14 protein-coding genes are annotated in these 16,249 nt (G+C 66.5%); 9 read left to right on the top strand and 5 right to left on the bottom strand.

The features are described from left to right. Positions 1-3: 3 nt before the first annotated feature. The 3 genes from LJ725_RS22360 to LJ725_RS22350 are packed head-to-tail and all read left to right on the top strand — an operon-like array spanning position 4 to position 3,304. Complete coding sequence (locus LJ725_RS22360; RefSeq protein WP_230553166.1) at positions 4-927, top strand: glycosyltransferase family 2 protein; 924 nt, start codon at positions 4-6, stop codon at positions 925-927. A gap of 50 nt (positions 928-977) precedes the next feature. Then, positions 978-2,309, top strand: coding sequence for a glycosyltransferase (locus LJ725_RS22355; protein ID WP_230553165.1), 1,332 nt, complete (start codon positions 978-980; stop codon positions 2,307-2,309). 2 nt (positions 2,310-2,311) lie between these two features. Further along, positions 2,312-3,304 carry a glycosyltransferase family protein gene (locus LJ725_RS22350; protein ID WP_230553164.1) on the top strand — a complete coding sequence of 331 codons (993 nt, stop codon included), beginning with the start codon at positions 2,312-2,314 and terminating at the stop codon, positions 3,302-3,304. A gap of 7 nt (positions 3,305-3,311) precedes the next feature. Here the strand turns inward: LJ725_RS22350 and LJ725_RS22345 are convergent, their stop codons facing one another. The 3 genes from LJ725_RS22345 to LJ725_RS22335 are packed head-to-tail and all read right to left on the bottom strand — an operon-like array spanning position 3,312 to position 6,267. Continuing rightward, positions 3,312-4,424: a GNAT family N-acetyltransferase gene (locus LJ725_RS22345; protein WP_230553163.1), complete on the bottom strand. Its 1,113-nt coding sequence runs from the start codon at positions 4,422-4,424 to the stop codon at positions 3,312-3,314. Positions 4,425-4,426: 2 nt separating this feature from the next. Then, complete coding sequence (locus LJ725_RS22340) at positions 4,427-5,227, bottom strand: class I SAM-dependent methyltransferase (RefSeq protein WP_230553162.1); 801 nt, start codon at positions 5,225-5,227, stop codon at positions 4,427-4,429. Further along, entirely contained in the window at positions 5,224-6,267 is a 1,044-nt protein-coding gene (locus LJ725_RS22335) for a PIG-L deacetylase family protein (protein ID WP_230553161.1), read from the bottom strand. The genes LJ725_RS22340 and LJ725_RS22335 overlap by 4 nt, the downstream gene beginning before the upstream one ends. Before the next feature lie 83 nt (positions 6,268-6,350). Between LJ725_RS22335 and LJ725_RS22330 the strand changes: the two genes are divergently transcribed. From LJ725_RS22330 to LJ725_RS22305, 6 genes are all read left to right on the top strand, one after another. Beyond that, on the top strand, positions 6,351-7,535 hold the full coding sequence (locus LJ725_RS22330) for a glycosyltransferase (RefSeq protein WP_230553160.1): 1,185 nt from the start codon (positions 6,351-6,353) through the stop codon (positions 7,533-7,535). Then, positions 7,532-8,689 carry a glycosyltransferase gene (locus LJ725_RS22325; protein WP_230553159.1) on the top strand — a complete coding sequence of 386 codons (1,158 nt, stop codon included), beginning with the start codon at positions 7,532-7,534 and terminating at the stop codon, positions 8,687-8,689. The genes LJ725_RS22330 and LJ725_RS22325 overlap by 4 nt, the downstream gene beginning before the upstream one ends. Positions 8,690-9,102: 413 nt before the next feature. Then, positions 9,103-9,765 (top strand): hypothetical protein, encoded by a 663-nt coding sequence (locus tag LJ725_RS22320; RefSeq protein ID WP_230553158.1) that lies wholly within the window; start codon positions 9,103-9,105, stop codon positions 9,763-9,765. A 73-nt stretch (positions 9,766-9,838) separates the two neighbouring features. Further along, on the top strand, positions 9,839-11,182 hold the full coding sequence (locus tag LJ725_RS22315; RefSeq protein WP_230553157.1) for an outer membrane beta-barrel protein: 1,344 nt from the start codon (positions 9,839-9,841) through the stop codon (positions 11,180-11,182). A gap of 4 nt (positions 11,183-11,186) precedes the next feature. Continuing rightward, positions 11,187-11,792 carry a polysaccharide biosynthesis/export family protein gene (locus tag LJ725_RS22310; RefSeq protein WP_230553156.1) on the top strand — a complete coding sequence of 202 codons (606 nt, stop codon included), beginning with the start codon at positions 11,187-11,189 and terminating at the stop codon, positions 11,790-11,792. A gap of 224 nt (positions 11,793-12,016) precedes the next feature. Continuing rightward, entirely contained in the window at positions 12,017-14,353 is a 2,337-nt protein-coding gene (locus tag LJ725_RS22305; RefSeq protein ID WP_230553155.1) for a GumC family protein, read from the top strand. 108 nt (positions 14,354-14,461) lie between these two features. Here the strand turns inward: LJ725_RS22305 and LJ725_RS22300 are convergent, their stop codons facing one another. Together LJ725_RS22300 and LJ725_RS22295 are read right to left on the bottom strand one after the other, a co-directional pair. After that, positions 14,462-15,745 carry a nucleotide sugar dehydrogenase gene (locus LJ725_RS22300; RefSeq protein ID WP_230553154.1) on the bottom strand — a complete coding sequence of 428 codons (1,284 nt, stop codon included), beginning with the start codon at positions 15,743-15,745 and terminating at the stop codon, positions 14,462-14,464. A gap of 43 nt (positions 15,746-15,788) precedes the next feature. Beyond that, positions 15,789-15,953 (bottom strand): hypothetical protein, encoded by a 165-nt coding sequence (locus LJ725_RS22295; RefSeq protein ID WP_230553153.1) that lies wholly within the window; start codon positions 15,951-15,953, stop codon positions 15,789-15,791. Positions 15,954-16,249 lie beyond the last annotated feature (296 nt).

Below are 16,249 nucleotides of genomic sequence, written 5' to 3'. Positions count from 1 at the left end.
CGCGTGAGCGATATCTCCATCGTCATCCCGACTTTCAATCGGCTGTGGGCCCTCCCGCAGGCCGTGGAATCGTGCCGGTCGACCGGCATACGCACGGAGATCGTGGTCGTCGACGACGGCAGCACCGACGGCACCTGGGACTGGCTGCAGGCCCAACGGGACATCGTGGCGATTCGGACCGACAACTGGGGCAAGGACTGGGCGGTCGAAACGGCCCTCGCCGCCGCGACGGGCGAATATGTGCGTTTCCTCGATTCCGATGACTGGCTCAGCGAGGACGCCAACGCCGATCAACTCGCGCTCGCGCGGGAAAAGGCGGCCGATATCGTCGTCGCGGGCTATGAGGATTACGACGAGGAGAGCGGCGAGCGGCGCGTCAACGCCTGGGACGATTGCGACGACTTCATCGCCCAGCAGCTCGGCGAGGGCTGGGCGTCTCACTATTCCGCCTTCCTGTTCCGCCGTGACCTGATCCGCGGCATCCCGCACCGGCAGGACTTCGCGCTGCGCGACGATCGGCTGTTCATCCTCGAGGTCGCGATGCGCCATCCGCGGCTCGCCGTCTATCGGAAGCCGGCCTTCGTGCACCGACGCCATGCCGGCGACCGGTTGCAGCACACCTCGGGCTTCAAGCGCGACCTGCGCTATTGGATGCACATCTCGATCTATCGCAAGGTGCTTGGGCTGCTCGAGCAGCGCGGGGAGTTGACTTCGCGCCGCAAGCAGGCGGCCATCCAAACCCTGTGGCCCAATGTGCGATCCTTTGCCCGGGCCTATCCGCGAGAGGCGGCGGAAGTCGTGGACTGGATCTACAGCCTGGATCCAGGGTTCGTGCCGCCGGTGCGGCCCGCGCTGGCGCTGGCCTACAGGCTGCTGGGATTCGCCACGACCGAGCGCCTGCTGCGTTTCCGGTCCCTGCCGCAATGATGCCGCCGGATGCCACTGACCCCGGGAAGCCGGGCAGGCGGCTGCGGGTCGTGCACTGCGTCGGTTTCTATTTTCCCGACTCGACCGGTGGCACCGAGGTCTATGTACGTGACCTCGTGACGGCCCTGTCCGCCCACGCCATCGACAGCACCATCATCGCCGCGACGGACGGTTCCTACAATCGCTACACGTGGAACGGCGTCGAGGTCGTGCGCTATCCCATCGATGCGACCGAGATTCCGAAGGTCCGCGACAGGAGCGTTCGCAAGCGTCGGACCATGTTCCAGGAACTGGTGGAATCGGCGAGCCCGGACCTGTTCCATCTCCATTCCTGGACCAGCGGCGCCGGCCTGCGGCACCTTCGGCAGGTCGCGCGCATGGACATTCCCAGCGTCGTCACGATGCACGTGCCATCGCCGATCTGCATGCGCGGCACCATGCTCCTGAACGACGAGAAGCCCTGCGACGGGTTGATCGACGACCGGCGCTGCGCGCAGTGCTGGGCCTTGGATCGTGGCCTGCCGGCGCCGGCCGCCTATCTCCTGTCGCGGCTGCCGCGCTGGGACGTGAGCGACAGCGTCATTAGCCGCATTTCGCAGAGAGCCGCGACCATGCTGTCGGCACGGGCAGCGGCGGCCACCAAGGCCCGGCAGCTTCGTTCGATGGCGACACTCAGCGAGCGCATCGTGGCGCCCAGCGAATGGGTGCGGGCTGCGCTCGCCGAAAATGCCATTCCGCCCGAGAAGATGGTCGTGTCGGGCCAGTCGGCCAGCGCCGAGTTCTCCGACCGCAAGCCACGCCCCCTGGAAGGGGCGAACCGGCGTGAGATCGTTATCGGTTTCCTCGGGCGGCTCGAACGCTACAAGGGCGCGGACATGCTGGTGCGCGCCCTCGAGCTGCTCCCGCCGGACCTGCCGGTGCATCTGAGGATCGCCGGTGTCGGCCAGGACGCGCGATTTGCGAGGCGCATGGAAAGGGCTGCGGCCAAGGATCCGCGGATCCGCCTGATGGGGCTGGTCCGGCACGAGGAGGTGCCCCAGTTCCTGGCCGACATCGACGTGCTGGCCGTGCCCTCGCGCTACATGGAAACCGGGCCGATCGTCGTGCAGGAGGCGAGGGCGCTCGGCATCCCCGTGATGGGTGCGGACCTGGGCGGCATCTCGGAGCGCGTCCATCATGGCGTGGATGGCTGGCTGCTGCCGTTCGACGACCCGCGGCCGTGGGCGGAGGCGATCCGGGTGGCCGCCACCGACCGCGCGGAGGTCGCGCGCCTGTCGGGCAACATGCGGCGCACGCGATCGATCGACGACGTCGCCGACGACATGGCAAGGCTCTATCGCGAAATCATGGCCGACCGTTCGGTGGCGGCCCGGGGCGGCTGAGAATGCCTTTGCGCGCGCCTCTCAACCTCTTCTACGAGGAACCCGATTCGGACCGATGGGCGCCATTCGACCGCTATCCGCGCCGGCTCGTGCGCTGGGCGCTGCGCGGACCGAAGCAGCCCGGCGGCACGATGCGCGTCTATCTCAACCTGTGTGCCGGCCTCGACCGGCTGAACGTGCCGTACCGCATCAACGATTACCGCCACATCCGCGAGAACCCGCATGAACTGGCCTGCGTCATCGGCCAGCCGCATGTCCTGGCGAAGCTGCCCCAGGAGACGCCCATCCTGTTCGGCACCTCAATCTACAACCATCCCAGTGACGATCCCGACCTCCTCTGCCGTCGCCGGATCCGTCGCGTCCTGGTACCGAGCCCGTGGGTCGAGAAGATGTTCTCCGCGGTGTGGCCGGAGCGCATCAGCGTCTGGCCGTCGGGCATCGACACCGACCGCTGGTCGCCGTCGCGTCGCGCCAACAAGGATGTGGACGTTCTGATCTACGACAAGATCGTGCGGCATCGCAGCCGGTACATGCGCACCATCGTCGAGCCCATCGTCGCTGAATTGCGGCGCCGGCGGCTCAGCGTGGAAGTGCTGCGCTACGGCTTCTACCGCGAGGAGCGGCTGCACGATCTCAGCCGGCGCACGCGCGCGATGATCTATCTCAGTCATCACGAGACGCAGGGGTTGGCTGCGCAGCAGATGCTGGCGTCCGACGTGCCGCTGTTCGCCTGGGATCATGGCGGGCTGTGGAAGGACCCGAAGTATGCGCCGCATCTCGTGCGCTTCGGGCCGGTCACCTCGGTGCCCTATTGGGACGAGCGGTGCGGCATGAAGTTCAGGGGCAGCGGCGACCTGCTGGCGGGCTTCGACCGGTTCTGGTTCGGCGTCGAGGCGGGCCTCTACGCCCCGCGCGAGATGATCGCGGAAAGGTTCACGCTGGAGAGCCAGGCCATGGCGTATCTGTCGTTGGTCGATCTCTACGGCACCGGCTAGAGGACTTTCAGCTTCGTCCGCGTCCAAGGCGGCGCAGCAGGGCGCGCGGCAGGCCGAGTTCGAGCAGGAAGCGCCGGGTCACGTCGAATATGCCGTAGGCCAGCGCCCTGACACTCGAATTGCGATGGATGACGATGCGAAGGTTCATGTCGATCGTGTCGGTGTACCAGCTCTTGTAGCGCCCAAGGGTGCGCATGAAGTCGAACAAGGTGCGCGACCGGGCATGGTGCTGGACGAGCGCGAACAGCAGTGCGGCGCCGACCCTCTCGTTGTGGAACGACCGGTCGCGCGCCGGCATGTAGTAATAGGCTTTACGCGCATCGACGAAGCCGAAATGCCCGGCCACGACTCGCCCGTCGAGCAGCAGGAGCGAGAGGTCGAGATGCTCGCGCATGCCTTCGCTCGCGACCAGCGCGTCGAAGAATTTCCCTTCCTTGTCGCGGCCGAGCGGGCTGCCCGGCCAGGTGCTGACATGCAGCGCGCGGAAGGTCGGCCAGTCCGCCGCGAAGTCTTCGCAGCTCAGTCGAAGGTCGCCCCCGCGCGCTTGCAGCGCCGCCAGGCGGCTGCGCACGCGACGAAGGCGGCCGACATCTTCCGTGGCGTGGCCGGGACGCAGGTCGCGTACGGCCACCGGAGTCAGGATGTGGGTACGCACCGTCCAGTCGTGTCGTGACTGCGCGGCGTTCACCATCTGGAAGGTCGTGGGATCGCGGCTGCAGAATTGCTGCAGGTCGAGCACGTCCCAGCGGTCGGCCCGGTCAGCGAGAAAGGCGAGGATCTCATCGACGGCACGACCGCGGTGGATTCCTTCGCGCACCAGGATGTTCTGGTAGTCGGCGAGGCCCGCGACGATGGTTTCGGCCACCTTCACCGCGATCCCGAGCGACCGGGTGCGCCGGATACAGAGCGGGGCGATGGCCGCGACCGCACCGCCCGGTGCCTCGCGGGCTACGATGATGAAGAGTTCGTCGTCCGGCCGGCAGTGCCGGAAGAAGAGGAAGCTCCATTCCCAGCGATAGAAGATCTCCGGGAGCTCCATGCGCTCGGCGAGCTCGTTCCACGTCGGTCGCAACCGCTCGAAGTCCTCGACCGTGGTCACGAGTTCGAGGGCGAGCGTCATCGTCAGGTGCGCTCCGGCTTGCGCGACACGTAGTAGATCCAGGGATTGGGATCGTGCGCCAGGCCGGGATCGTCGCCCGGCACGAAATCCCGGCTCTCGTTGCCGGCGCATGAGATGTCGACCATGCCGAGCCGGCGCAATTCCGCGACGCCGAGATCGGGTCGGATGTAGTAGAGCGCAGAGGAGCGAAAGGAGTGCGTCCCGTCATGGACGCGGCCCGCGGCCAGCGGCATGCGGTACTGCAGAAGTCCGTTCTTCGCCCAGAACACGCTCGACCATTTGAGCGACCGCAGCGTCTCGCGCAGGTTTGAATGGATGCGGAAGCGGAAGCGCTCGATGATCGCCGGAAGGTAGTTCGCGTTGTGGCTCGAGTAGACCATCAGCCCGCCCGGCCGCAGGACCCTCCTCATCTCGCCGAGCGCCATTCCGCGCTCGTGCACGTCGAGATGGTCGATGCCGTTGTAGCTGAAGAGCACCAGGTCGCAGCTCTCGTCCAGCACAGGTTCGAGGCGGCGTGCATCGGCCACGGCGAAGCGGAATGCGGGAAACTCCTCGTGGCATCGCGCGATCATCGCCGAGGAGTAGTCGACGCCGAGATACGAGCGGACGAGAGGGGCGAAGTGACGGGTGGTTCGGCCGCCGCCTACGCCAATGTCGAGCATGTCCATCGAACCGAGCGACGGGCGCAGCCACGACAGCAACGTCTCCTCCGGTTTCTGCAGCCCGTCGGGACGGGCGTAGAGCGCAACGATATCAGGAGACTCGTAGGTGGCGTGGGTGAGATCCGAGGCGAAGCCGTTCATGCCCGGCCCCATTCGGAATCCCAGTCGGTGATCGTGCCCATGCGGCCGATCGTGCCGAGCTGTACCGGAAACAACCGGTCGACGAGGCGCGGGGGAAGTCGCCGGCGCAGCGCCAGCACGAAACGGAGATAGGAACGGTCGAAGTCGAAGGGGCGGCTATGCGGCCGGTGACCGACCCGTGCGATCAGCCGGTCGGGATAGCTGCGGGTCACCATGAGCGAGGGTGCGTTCTGGCTGGCGAAGGCACCCAGCATGCGTCTCTTGTCGGCGAGTTCGGATGGCGCCATCCGAAGCTTCAGGATCGGCCGGCCATCGACGCCGTCGGGCGGCCCGTTGTAGGCGACCAGGCCGAACAGCCAGCGGGCGCAGAGCGCGAGGACACGGTGCGGCGTGTGGAGCAGGGAAACGCAGGGGCTGTACTCGGGCGCCTCGAACACCGCGAAACGGTCGGCAGGCGTCACCAGCAGATCGACGAGCGCGGCGACCATGTCGTGATGAACGTGCCCGCCCTCGAACGCCGGCATGACGATGGCCGTCGGCTGGAAGTCGTCGATGATGGCGCGCAAGACGATCGAGGCGGCGCGCAGCTTGGCGGGATCGCGCTTCTCCAGCGGCGGCATCAGGTCGAGGAACAGGAGGTCTGTCCCACCAAGTCCCGCGATGCTCCAGGCCGCGCGCGCCTCGGCTTCGCGCCGCTCCGGCAAGGCCGGCGTCTCGTCACGGGCGAGGTAGACGACGCGGGTGACGCCGCCCAGCCGGCTGTTGCGAAGTCCAAGGCCGCCGGCCGAGATCACGCAGTCGTCCTCGTGCGGCGCGAGGATCAGCAGGCGCCCCGGCGCATCCCACGCCATCCAGCGCTCGATCGTGCGGAGGCGCAGCAATGCCAGCGCGGCAATGGCCAGCAGCACGGAGTAGAAGAGGGCGAAGGGCAGAGCGATCCAGGAGAGACCGGGCACTCCGGTCGCCAGCCAGAACAGGAGGGCGGCGGCGGCCAGCAGCGCCACCACGATCGACGGCCGGAAGTCGATGCGGAGCTTCATTCGATCGCGGAGCCCATTCCTGCAATACCTATGCTATCAATCGCCCCGTTACATCAAGCCCTTGCCTGGTCACTGGATACGCCTTGCGCCTTCTTCACGTCGTTCCGACCTATCTGCCGGCCACCCGATATGGCGGCCCGATCCGGTCGGTCCATGCATTGTGCCGTGAGCTGGCGGCGGCCGGGCATGACGTGCAGGTCTTCACCACCAGCGTCGATGGTCCTGGCGACAGCGATGTGCCGCACGAGGTGCCGGTCGATGTGGAGGGCGTGAAGGTCACCTATTTCCCGAGTCGGGTGCTGCGCCGCCTCTACTGGTCGCCGCCGATGGGGAGAGCGCTGGCCCGGGACACTGCCGGCTATGACGCCGTTCACCTGCACTCGGTTTTCCTGTGGCCGATTCTGGCGGGCGCCCGTGCCGCGCAACGGGCCGGCGTGCCCTATGTGATCTCGCCTCGCGGCATGCTGGTGCCGGAGCTGATCCGCCGGAAGAGCCGCTGGGTGAAGGAAGGGTGGATCCGTCTGATCGACCGGCCCAACCTCGAGCATGCTGCGGCCGTGCATGCGACCTCGGCCATCGAGGCGCAGCATATCGCGAGCTTCGGCTGGCGCCTGCCGCCCATCGCCATGATCCCGCACGGCGTCGACGATCCGCCGCCGCCTTCGTCAAAACCTCTGTCGCCGGATATCGTGGCGGCCCTCGCGGACGGCCCGATGGTCCTCTCCTTCGGCCGGCTGAGCTGGGAGAAGGGCCTCGACCGGGTGATCGCGGCGCTTGCGGAGGCGCCCGGGGTGCGCGCCGTCATAGCGGGCGACGACGCGGATGGTCATGCCGCGTATCTCGCGTCGGAGGCCGCGCGGCACGGCGTGACCGATCGGGTGACGGTCATCGCGCGCCATGTATCCGGTGCGGACAAGGAAGCGCTGTTCGCGGCCGCGCGACTGTTCGCGATGACGTCCCTGTCGGAAAACTTCGGTATTGCCGCCTTCGAGGCGATGCGCCGCGGGGTGCCGGTGCTCGCGACACCCGATGTCGGCATGTCGGAAATCGTCCGCGAGACACAGGCAGGCCTGGTCGTCGAGGCCACGCCGATCGCCATCGCGGCCGGGCTGCGGGCGATGTTCGCGGATGCCGATCTCTGCCGCCGCCAGGGCCAGGCCGGCCAACGCCACGTCATCGATCACTATGGCTGGCCGGCCGTGGCGCGCCGCATGGCGGAGCTCTACCGCTCGATCGCCGAGGAAGCACAGCGGGGCGCGGCAGCATGATGCAACTGCTGGAGCAGAGCCCATTCGATCCGGCCAAGGAACCGCGAATCGTCATCATCGCGGACTGGTTGCCGCCCGATTTCGGCGCGGTGGGGCAATACATGTTGATGCGGGCGCAGGCGCTGGCGGAGCAGGGACACGATGTGACGCTGGTCGGCCTGTCGACCGCGCGGGGCTCGACGATCCGGAAAATGAGGGGCCGCGGCCAACTGGCGGAGATCCGTCTTTCGGCGCGCCCCGTCCCGCGCGGTTCCCTTGTCGGGCGCATGGTGTGGACGATCGAGACCAACCTCCGCCTCATCTTTGCAGCGTTCGGCGCGCTGCGTGCCGCCGATGGAATCCTGTTCACGGGCTCTCCGCCGTTCCTCATCCATCTGCTGGTGCCGCTCAAGCCGCTCTGGCGTGCGAAGCTGGTTTACCGGATCACCGATTTCCATCCCGAGTGCCTGATCGCTGCCCGCGACCGGCCGTCCCGCGCGCTGGGGGCGCTTCTGGGACTGACGAATTTCTGGCGCCGCCGGGTCGAGGGGTTCGAGGTGCTCGGGGAGGATCAACGCCGCCGCCTCGCAGAGACGGGTGTTCCGGCCGATCGGATCGTGCTGGTCCGGGACGGCTCGCCCGTCGAGTTTCCCGCCGATGCGCCCGTCGAACCCCTGCCTGTCGAATTGGCCGGCCGGTGCGTGCTGCTGTACTCGGGCAACTACGGCGTAGCCCACGAGGTGGACACCGTTGCGCGGGGCTACGAGCGCCATCACCGGCAGGGAACCGGCCGGGTCCGCCTGTGGCTTAGTGCCACAGGTGGAGGGGCGGAGGATCTCGCCGCCCGGTTCGCCGCCGCGGGCCTGCCATTTCATCGCTCCTCGCCGGTTCCGCTGGAGCGCCTCTCAGGTCTCCTGCGTGCGCCTGCCGCTCATCTGGTCACGCTTCGCGACGCGTTCGTTGGGTACGTCATGCCGTCCAAAATTTACGCATGCATCGAATCGGGCAAGCCGGTGCTCTTCGTCGGGTCAGCCGCTTCGGATGTCGATCTGCTGGCGCGGAACTCCCCGGCCGGTTACTGGCGAGTGCCTTGCGGCGACGCCGTCGGGTTCGCCGCAGCGCTGGAGGATCTGGCCGACCGTTGCGCGGCGGGCAGCGTTGAAATTGCGTCTTAGCTGCTAATAACGCCTTGAAAAAGCCTGATCCGGCAGCGAACACACGCTGGAGGAAGGTCGCAAGTTTTGGCACCCCGCGTTTAATCCCCTTCACGTATGGGTGTACCGCAGGGGCGGCCCTTGGCTTTCTGCATACAGTTCGCTATTTTGTTTATCGACTTGGGTGGGACCGAACCGGGGTTGTCGGGGCGGGCCAAGTGGGTGGTGCTTCCAAAAAATGATCATGAAGTCCATTCGGGCTCATGATCGGGTTGGGTCGAATGTTCAAAATTGCACTTCGGACGCAGGGTTTAGCGGCGGTGTCGGTCCTAGTGTGGGCCGCGGTTGCCGGCGCGCAGGTCGGCCCCGAAGTCGCCCAGGCGCCTCCCGGACCGTCGCAGCCCAGCGGTGGACCGAGCCAGGGAACAGGTCCCATGCAGGGCGCCGGTCCGATGCAGGGTGCGGGTCCCGGTGGCCCGGCCGGCGGTGGGCCGGGTGGCCCCGCCAGCGACCCCCAGCAGGCGCAGCAGGGTCCGCAGCAGGGTGGCGGACCGCTCCAGAATGCCGGTCCCTTGCAGGGTGCGGGCCCGGTCCAGACGGCCGGCCCCCTTCAGAGTGCCGGTCCGCTCCAGAGTGCCGGACCGCTGCAGAGCGCAGGTCCCCTTCAGACCAATGGCCCGCTGCAGAACGCCGGTCCGTTGCAGCCGGCCGCTCCGCTCCAGAACACGGCGCCTGACGGCGGCCCGCCGGGCGGACTCGAAAGCCTGACGAACACGGGCTCGCCTCTGATTCCGCCGCCGGACAACAACCCGGTGAACTTCGGAGGCGTGCCGTTCGGCCCGGCGGGTGGGCCGACGATGCAGCAACTCATTGCTCAGATGCTTGGCGCTCCAGACGGGACGTCCTCTACGACGCTCGTTTCGATGGTCAACACGCTGTCTCCCCCGGGGGCACCGCCACCCGGCACATCTCCGGGTGCGCCGCCGTTTCCGCCCATCACCACTCCGCTGCCGCCTGCTCCTCCGATATTGGTGCCGGTCATTCTTCCCCCGGTCATCTATGATCCGTCGACGTCGCAGCAGCAGAGCCAGAGGTAGCGCGCCGAAGCGTCTGGGTGGAAATTTCTTCCAGCCGACTCTAGGACCGCTTCCCGGATGGCCCTCGGAACCCATGCGAATTAGCGCGAATCGATCGCAGCTGACCTGGTCGCCTGTTCTCGGCTGGGTTCTGCTTGCCTGCGCAACGTCGGCGGCGCAGGCCCAGACCGAGACCTCGTCTCCGGCTGCCCAGATCCTGCTCGAGCAGGCACCGGTGATCGACATTCCCGATGTGCCTGTTTCGGTCACGGGTGCCTTCAATGCGCCCGGCGAGGTCGGCATCGCGATCGGTGCCTTCACCCTCTATCCGTCGATCGAGGTTCAGGCCGGATACGACAGCAACGTCTATGCGACGTCCGCGCCCACGGTAGGGTCCCCCTACACTTTGATCCGGCCGGTGGTGGAGTTGAAGTCCGACTGGCTCAACCACTCGTTCCGGATCTCGGCAGGGGCGGGTGTCGGCATCTACGCCAACGCCAGCACACAGAATTACTGGAACGGTTTCGTCCAGATGGATGGCCGCCTCGACATCCGGGAGGACTTCTACGCCACCGGCCTGGTCGCGGTGCGGCGCCAGACCGAAGCGCTCGGCACGCCGAACGCGCTGGTGGCGACGTCGCCGACGGTCGTGGACACGATCCCGGTCGAGGTCGGCCTCTATCAGCGGTTCAACCGCTTTTTCTACGACTTCAAGGCGGCCGCGACCCGTTACAACTATACCGACAACAGCATCGTGAGCTCCGGCGGATTGCCGGCGGCCAGCCGAAATCGCATGGAGTACGACGAGCGGGTCCGGCTGGGCTACGAAGTGGCCGACGGGCTTGACGTGTGGGTGGCGCCCGGGCTCAACCAGCGCATCTACGATCAGTTCGTGAATGCCTTCGGTCAGCAGCGCGATTCGACCGGCTGGAACGTCAATTTCGGTGCGACCTTCAAGTTGACGACGAAGAGCATCCTGGAAGGCTATGTCGGCTACTCGACCCAGACCTACATCGCCGATGGCACAACCACCCCGGCTTTCACGTTCGGTCTTTCGGGAAGCTGGAACGGCTATGATCCGCTGACGATCCGGCCCTCCTTCATCCGGACCATCAACGAATCGCCTTACAGCAACTACACGAACTACGTGTCCACCGTGCTCGGCATCGATTTCACCTACGATATCCACGATGCCTGGCAGATGGTCGGCGGCACGGGTATCAACATTGCCGATTTCACCCCGGCGCCCGGCTCGGGTGCAGGACCGCGCACCGATTACTACTGGCGCGCGTCCCTCGGATTGCTGTATGCACTGCGACCGCAGATACAGCTTGGGCCGCTTTACGAGCACACGACCGGCTGGTCGACCAACGTGCCTGCCGGCGGCCCGTCGTATACCCGTGAAGTGATCTCTCTCAGGCTTGTTGCAAGACGGTGATCTGGTGAACTTGCGTCCTTTCCTCTCCCGTTGCCTCGGGCCGCTTCTGGTGGCGATCGCGCTGACCGTGAGTGCCTGCGATCCGCAGCCGCCCGCCTCGACGATGACCATCCAGCAGCCGTCGCAGGGCACCCAGAACCTGCGGCTCGGCGAGTACCGCGTGGCGCCGGGCGACCGGCTGCGCGTCGTGGTGCTGTCCGACACCGAGCTGTCGGGGGAGTACGAAGTCGATTCGACGGGCATGATCTCGCCGCGCATGGCCGGCCGCGTCGTGGTGCTGGGCATGTCGATGCCGGAGATCGAGGCGATGCTGGCCGACCGCTATCGCTCGGGCGGCTACCTGCGCAATCCACGCATCAGCGTCGATCTGGTTTCGCGCCGTCCGTTCTACATCGTCGGCGAGATCGGCCGGCCGGGATCGTTCCCCTACGTGTCGGGGATCAACGTCCTGCAGGCGGTCGCCATCGCCGGCGGATACACGCGTCGCGCGTCCAAGACGCGCATCACGATCCAGCGCTTCAACGCGCAGCAGGGTCAGGAAGAGACGGTAACGGAGGACTCACCGGTGGGGCCGGGCGACATCATCCGTGTGCCGGAGCGTTGGTTCTAGGTTTGGTTTGCGTACGGCGTAGTCAGTAGAGCGTTCTTGGGGATGGGCGATGTGGGATCGCCCGTCGGGTGGGGTTACGTGCGGCGGCAGTTCCGGTAGCGGACTGCCGTGGTTCGAAACTCGAATGGGTGTCGTCGCGAGTTTTCTTTTTCGCGGAGTGTTGTGGGATGGGATCGTTACCGAGGGCGGACCACATTGTGGATGAGCCCAACCAGAATCGTGTCGTGGCAGCGCCTGACGCCGGGGCACTCGCGCCCGTCCGTCCGGTCGAATCGCCGAACGAACTTTGGGAGTGGCTTCGCCTGCTCAATCGCCGCAAGGCATTGATCCTGGGGTGCGGCCTCATCGCCACGGCACTGATGGCGCTGATGATCGCGCAGGCCACGCCGCTCTACAAAGCGTCCTCGCGCATCATGCTCGATACGCGGACGTTCAAGGTGGTCAGCACCGAGGCGGCGCTATCGGGTGTCGACACGCTGAACATGGGCGCCATTCAGAGCGAACTGGAAGTCATCCAGTCCGAGTTCCTGATTGGCCGCGTCGTCGACAAGCTCGGGCTCGCCAACAATCCCGAATTCAACGGCACCAAGCCGCCGGGCTTCATCGACAATGCGCTGCAGCCATTGCGTGACCTCTGGAGCACCGGCATCTCGACGCTGCTGGCGCCGCCGCCCAAGCCGCAGCAGGCCAGCGCCGCGCCGGCGCCCGCGCGCACCGGCCGTCCTGCCGAGGACAGCGACCCGCGCCGCCGCGCCGCGATCGGCGCGGTCGCCGGCCGCCTCAGCGTCACGCTGCTCGGCCGCACCTTCGTCATTCTGATCACCGTCGAGAGCCCGGACGGGACGATGTCGGCGCGCATCGCCAATGCGCTGGCAGAAGCCTACCTTGCCGATCAGATCGAGACCAAGAACGAGGCAAACCGGCGGGCTACCGAATGGCTCGAGCAGCGTCTCGCGGAACTGCGGCGCAACCTGCAGGTCGCGGAAGAGGCGGTCGCCGCCTATCGCCGCGACAAGGGTCTGGCCGGCAGCCCCGAAGGTGCCGTCTCGACCCAGACGCTTTCGGATCTGAACAGCCGCTACACCGCCGCCAAGGGGCGCCGGATCGAGCGCGAAGGCCGCCTGATCGCCCTCAGCAAGGCGAGCCTCAATCCGGGTGAACTCGCCAACATTCCGGAAGTGTCGGGCAACACGACCCTGGCCGCGCTGCGAATCCAGGACGTCGAACTGACCCGCAAGAGCGCCGAACTGTCGTCGCAGCTCGGAGAGAACCATCCGAAGATCCAGCAGGTCCGCAGCGAGCTGGCATCGATCCGCGCCCGCTTCATTACCGAGACGCAGCGCATCACGCTGGCGGTCCGCGCCGAACTCGACGCGGCCAAGTCGGAGGAAGACGAGCTGAAGGAACTGGTCGACAAGGCTTCGGTAGTTTCCGGTACGGCCAGCCAGTACGAGGCTGAGCTCAAGCAGCTGGAGCGGGAAGCGCAGTCCAACCGTACCCTGTACGAAGGCTTCCTGACCCGCTTCAAGGAACTGCGCGAGCAGCAGGACATCCAGCGCGCCGATGCCCGAATCCTCGCCTATGCCCATCCCTCCGGCGCGCCGTCGTCGCCGAACTACAAGACCGGCCTGATGGCGGCGTTCATCATCGGCTCGCTGCTCGGCATGGCCGGTGCGGTCGCCGCCGAGAAGCTCGACCGCGTGTTCCGCTCGGCCTCCCAGGTCGAGGAAGCCACCGGCGTGGGCGTGCTCGGCATGGTTCCGGAGGTCAAGGGCCCGGCGACCACGCGTTCCAACGTCGTCAGCCACGTGCTGGAGAACACGACGTCGCCGGCGGCGGAGTCGATACGAGCCGTGTTCACGGCGATCAGTCTCGGCAGCCTGGACCGGCCGCCGCGGATCATCGCGATCACGTCGTCGACGCCGAGCGAGGGCAAGACGACCTTCGTGGCGGCGCTCGGCGGCCTGCTGACGAAGATGAACGCCTCGCGGCGCGTGCTGATCGTCGATCTCGACCTCCGCCAGGCCCGCCTCTCGGCGGCGCTCGGCCTCAAGGACCGCGGCGGCACAATCGACGAGTACCTGATGGGCATCAAGACGTTGGAGGAGTGCACCCGGCGTCACGACCTCTCGGGCGTCGACTACATCTGCGCCCGCCCCAACACGCCGAACGCGCCAGAAATCCTCGAGTCTCATGCGATGAAGGCAGCGCTGGGCGTTTTCGCCGAGCGCTACGATCTCGTGATCCTCGACGGCCCGCCGGTCATGGCGGTGTCGGACGCGCGCATCATCTCGCGTCTGGCGGACTACACGGTGTTCATCGTGCAGTGGGCCAAGACGCCGCGCGAAGTCGTCAAGACGGCGATCTCGGCCCTGATGAACGTTACCAACCATGTCGGTGTCGTCATCAACCGCGTAAACCTGGCCAAGCATGCCCGCTACGGCTACGGCGACCACGGCGACTACTACTCGCGCTACCGCGGCTACTACGGCTCGGGTGCCGACATGGCGGCCAGCGCCGCCAACCGTCCGGCGCTCAAGCTGGCCTCGAAGAAGTCCTGAGGGCGCGTTTCGCGTCCCGGCGCAGTCGCCCCTCCCGCAAGGGAGGGGCGTTTCTTTTTGATCGAGGGGATTCGCAGTGCTTCGCGGCGGCGGCCGAGAAAAACGCGATCAGAGGCGCCAGAGCGTAATGCCTGCGGGTGTCGCCGACCGGTCGAGCAGTCCCGGGACGTCCGCGACGAAGCCACCCGGGCCGGCCTTCAGCAGGGGCCTCACGAGAGACCAGCCGCCCTCCCGGTACAGGCTGTGGGCGACGGCCAGCACCACGGCGTCGGCCGGCTGCAGGCGGTCGAGCGGCGTCAGCGCAAGGTCATATTCCTCACGCAGCAGGTCGCCGTCCGCCATAGGGTCGTGCAACTGAACGGCGATCCCGAAATCCTGCAGTTCCCTAACGATGTCGACGACCCGAGTGTTACGGATGTCGGGGACGTTTTCCTTGAAAGTGACACCCAGCACCGTGACGGTGGGGCGGCCGTTCCCGGCGTGCCGCATGACGCTTCGCACCACGCGGTTGGCGACATGGAGACCCATGCTGTCGTTGACCCGGCGGCCCGAGTGGATGACATGCGGGTGATAGCCCACTTCTTCGGCCTTGTGGGCGATGTAGAAAGGATCGACGCCGATGCAGTGCCCGCCGACGAGGCCGGGCTTGAAGGGCAGGAAGTTCCACTTGGTGCCGGCCGCGTCGAGCACGTCACGTGTATCGATGCCGAGACGATCCGAGATGAGCGCGACTTCGTTGATTAGCGCGATGTTGATGTCGCGCTGGGTGTTCTCCAGCACCTTGGCGAACTCGGCCACCTTGATCGAGCCGGCGCGGTGCGTCCCGGCCTTCACCACGGCGCGATACGTGGCATCGACGATCTCGAGCGTCTCCGGCGTGTCGGCCGACACGATCTTCAGGATGCTGTCGAAACGCCGCTCCTTGTCGCCGGGATTGATGCGCTCGGGCGAGTAGCCGACGTTGAAATCGACCTTCCATCTCAGCCCGGATGATTTCTCGAGCACGGGGATGCAGACGTCTTCCGTAACACCGGGATAGACCGTCGATTCATAGACCACGATGTCGCCGCGCTTCAGCGTTCGGCCGATGGTCTCGGAGGCGCGCTTCAGCGGGCCGAGGTCGGGTTGCTTGCTGGCATCGATCGGCGTGGGAACCGTCACGATGTGGAAGTCGGCGGCGGCCAGATCCCGGGGATCCGACGAGAAGCGCAGGCCCGGTGCCTTGAGCATTTCGGGCTCGACCTCGCCGGTGCGGTCGTGGCCGCCGGAGAGTTCGGAGATGCGGCGCTGATCGATGTCGAAGCCCAGCACCTGGTAGCCGATGCGACCGAAGCCGGTGGCGACAGGCAGGCCGACATAGCCGAGCCCGATGACGGAGATCTGACGTTTCATCGCGACAATTTTTGACAGGTCACGGCGCCGCTGGCATCCAATTTCAGCCGTCCTTTGCGTCCGGAGGCTCTTCGCGGGCGAACTGCCGGAGCTGCGCGATCATGCCCGCTCCATAGAGCCCCAGGGTCACCGCGATCCAAACGAGGCCGAGAAGATCGCCATAGCCGAGGTTCAGGCCGGCGACCTCGAACAGGGTGGGCGGCTTCACGAAGAATGCAACGTTGAGGGCGAGCGATACGCCTCCGTCACACTTGATCTCACCTGTGGGCCTGGATCGACCATCAATCCCGGCATTGCTCCCAGCAGGTCGACCGGAGCCTGCTGTTCTAGGTCTTGCAGGAAGACCAAGAGACCGTCCACGTCCGAGACGTCCAGGCTCGCGCCCTGGCAGGTCGGGCCGTTCGCGTGACTGCCGTTGTCATGCGCTCCCGACGTTCGCCATTTTGGCCAAACAGGTCCAGCGTACGATCAGGTGCGGCAAGCGACCGTACGAGAGCGGCGCCG

The sequence above is a fragment of the Reyranella aquatilis genome (genome assembly GCF_020880995.1).
Lineage (GTDB): Bacteria > Pseudomonadota > Alphaproteobacteria > Reyranellales > Reyranellaceae > Reyranella > Reyranella aquatilis.
The sequence above is the reverse complement of the archived record's forward strand: the minus strand, read 5'-3'. Positions and strand labels throughout refer to the sequence as shown.

Excerpts from the sequence above, each read along its gene's own strand:
- LJ725_RS22350 (WP_230553164.1), top strand. The coding sequence starts at position 2,312 with ATGCCTTTGCGCGCGCCTCTCAACCTCTTCTACGAGGAACCCGATTCG.
- LJ725_RS22345 (WP_230553163.1), bottom strand. The coding sequence starts at position 4,424 with ATGACGCTCGCCCTCGAACTCGTGACCACGGTCGAGGACTTCGAGCGG.
- LJ725_RS22340 (WP_230553162.1), bottom strand. The coding sequence starts at position 5,227 with ATGAACGGCTTCGCCTCGGATCTCACCCACGCCACCTACGAGTCTCCT.
- LJ725_RS22335 (WP_230553161.1), bottom strand. The coding sequence starts at position 6,267 with ATGAAGCTCCGCATCGACTTCCGGCCGTCGATCGTGGTGGCGCTGCTG.
- LJ725_RS22325 (WP_230553159.1), top strand. The coding sequence starts at position 7,532 with ATGATGCAACTGCTGGAGCAGAGCCCATTCGATCCGGCCAAGGAACCG.
- LJ725_RS22320 (WP_230553158.1), top strand. The coding sequence starts at position 9,103 with ATGCAGGGCGCCGGTCCGATGCAGGGTGCGGGTCCCGGTGGCCCGGCC.
- LJ725_RS22315 (WP_230553157.1), top strand. The coding sequence starts at position 9,839 with ATGCGAATTAGCGCGAATCGATCGCAGCTGACCTGGTCGCCTGTTCTC.
- LJ725_RS22300 (WP_230553154.1), bottom strand. The coding sequence starts at position 15,745 with ATGAAACGTCAGATCTCCGTCATCGGGCTCGGCTATGTCGGCCTGCCT.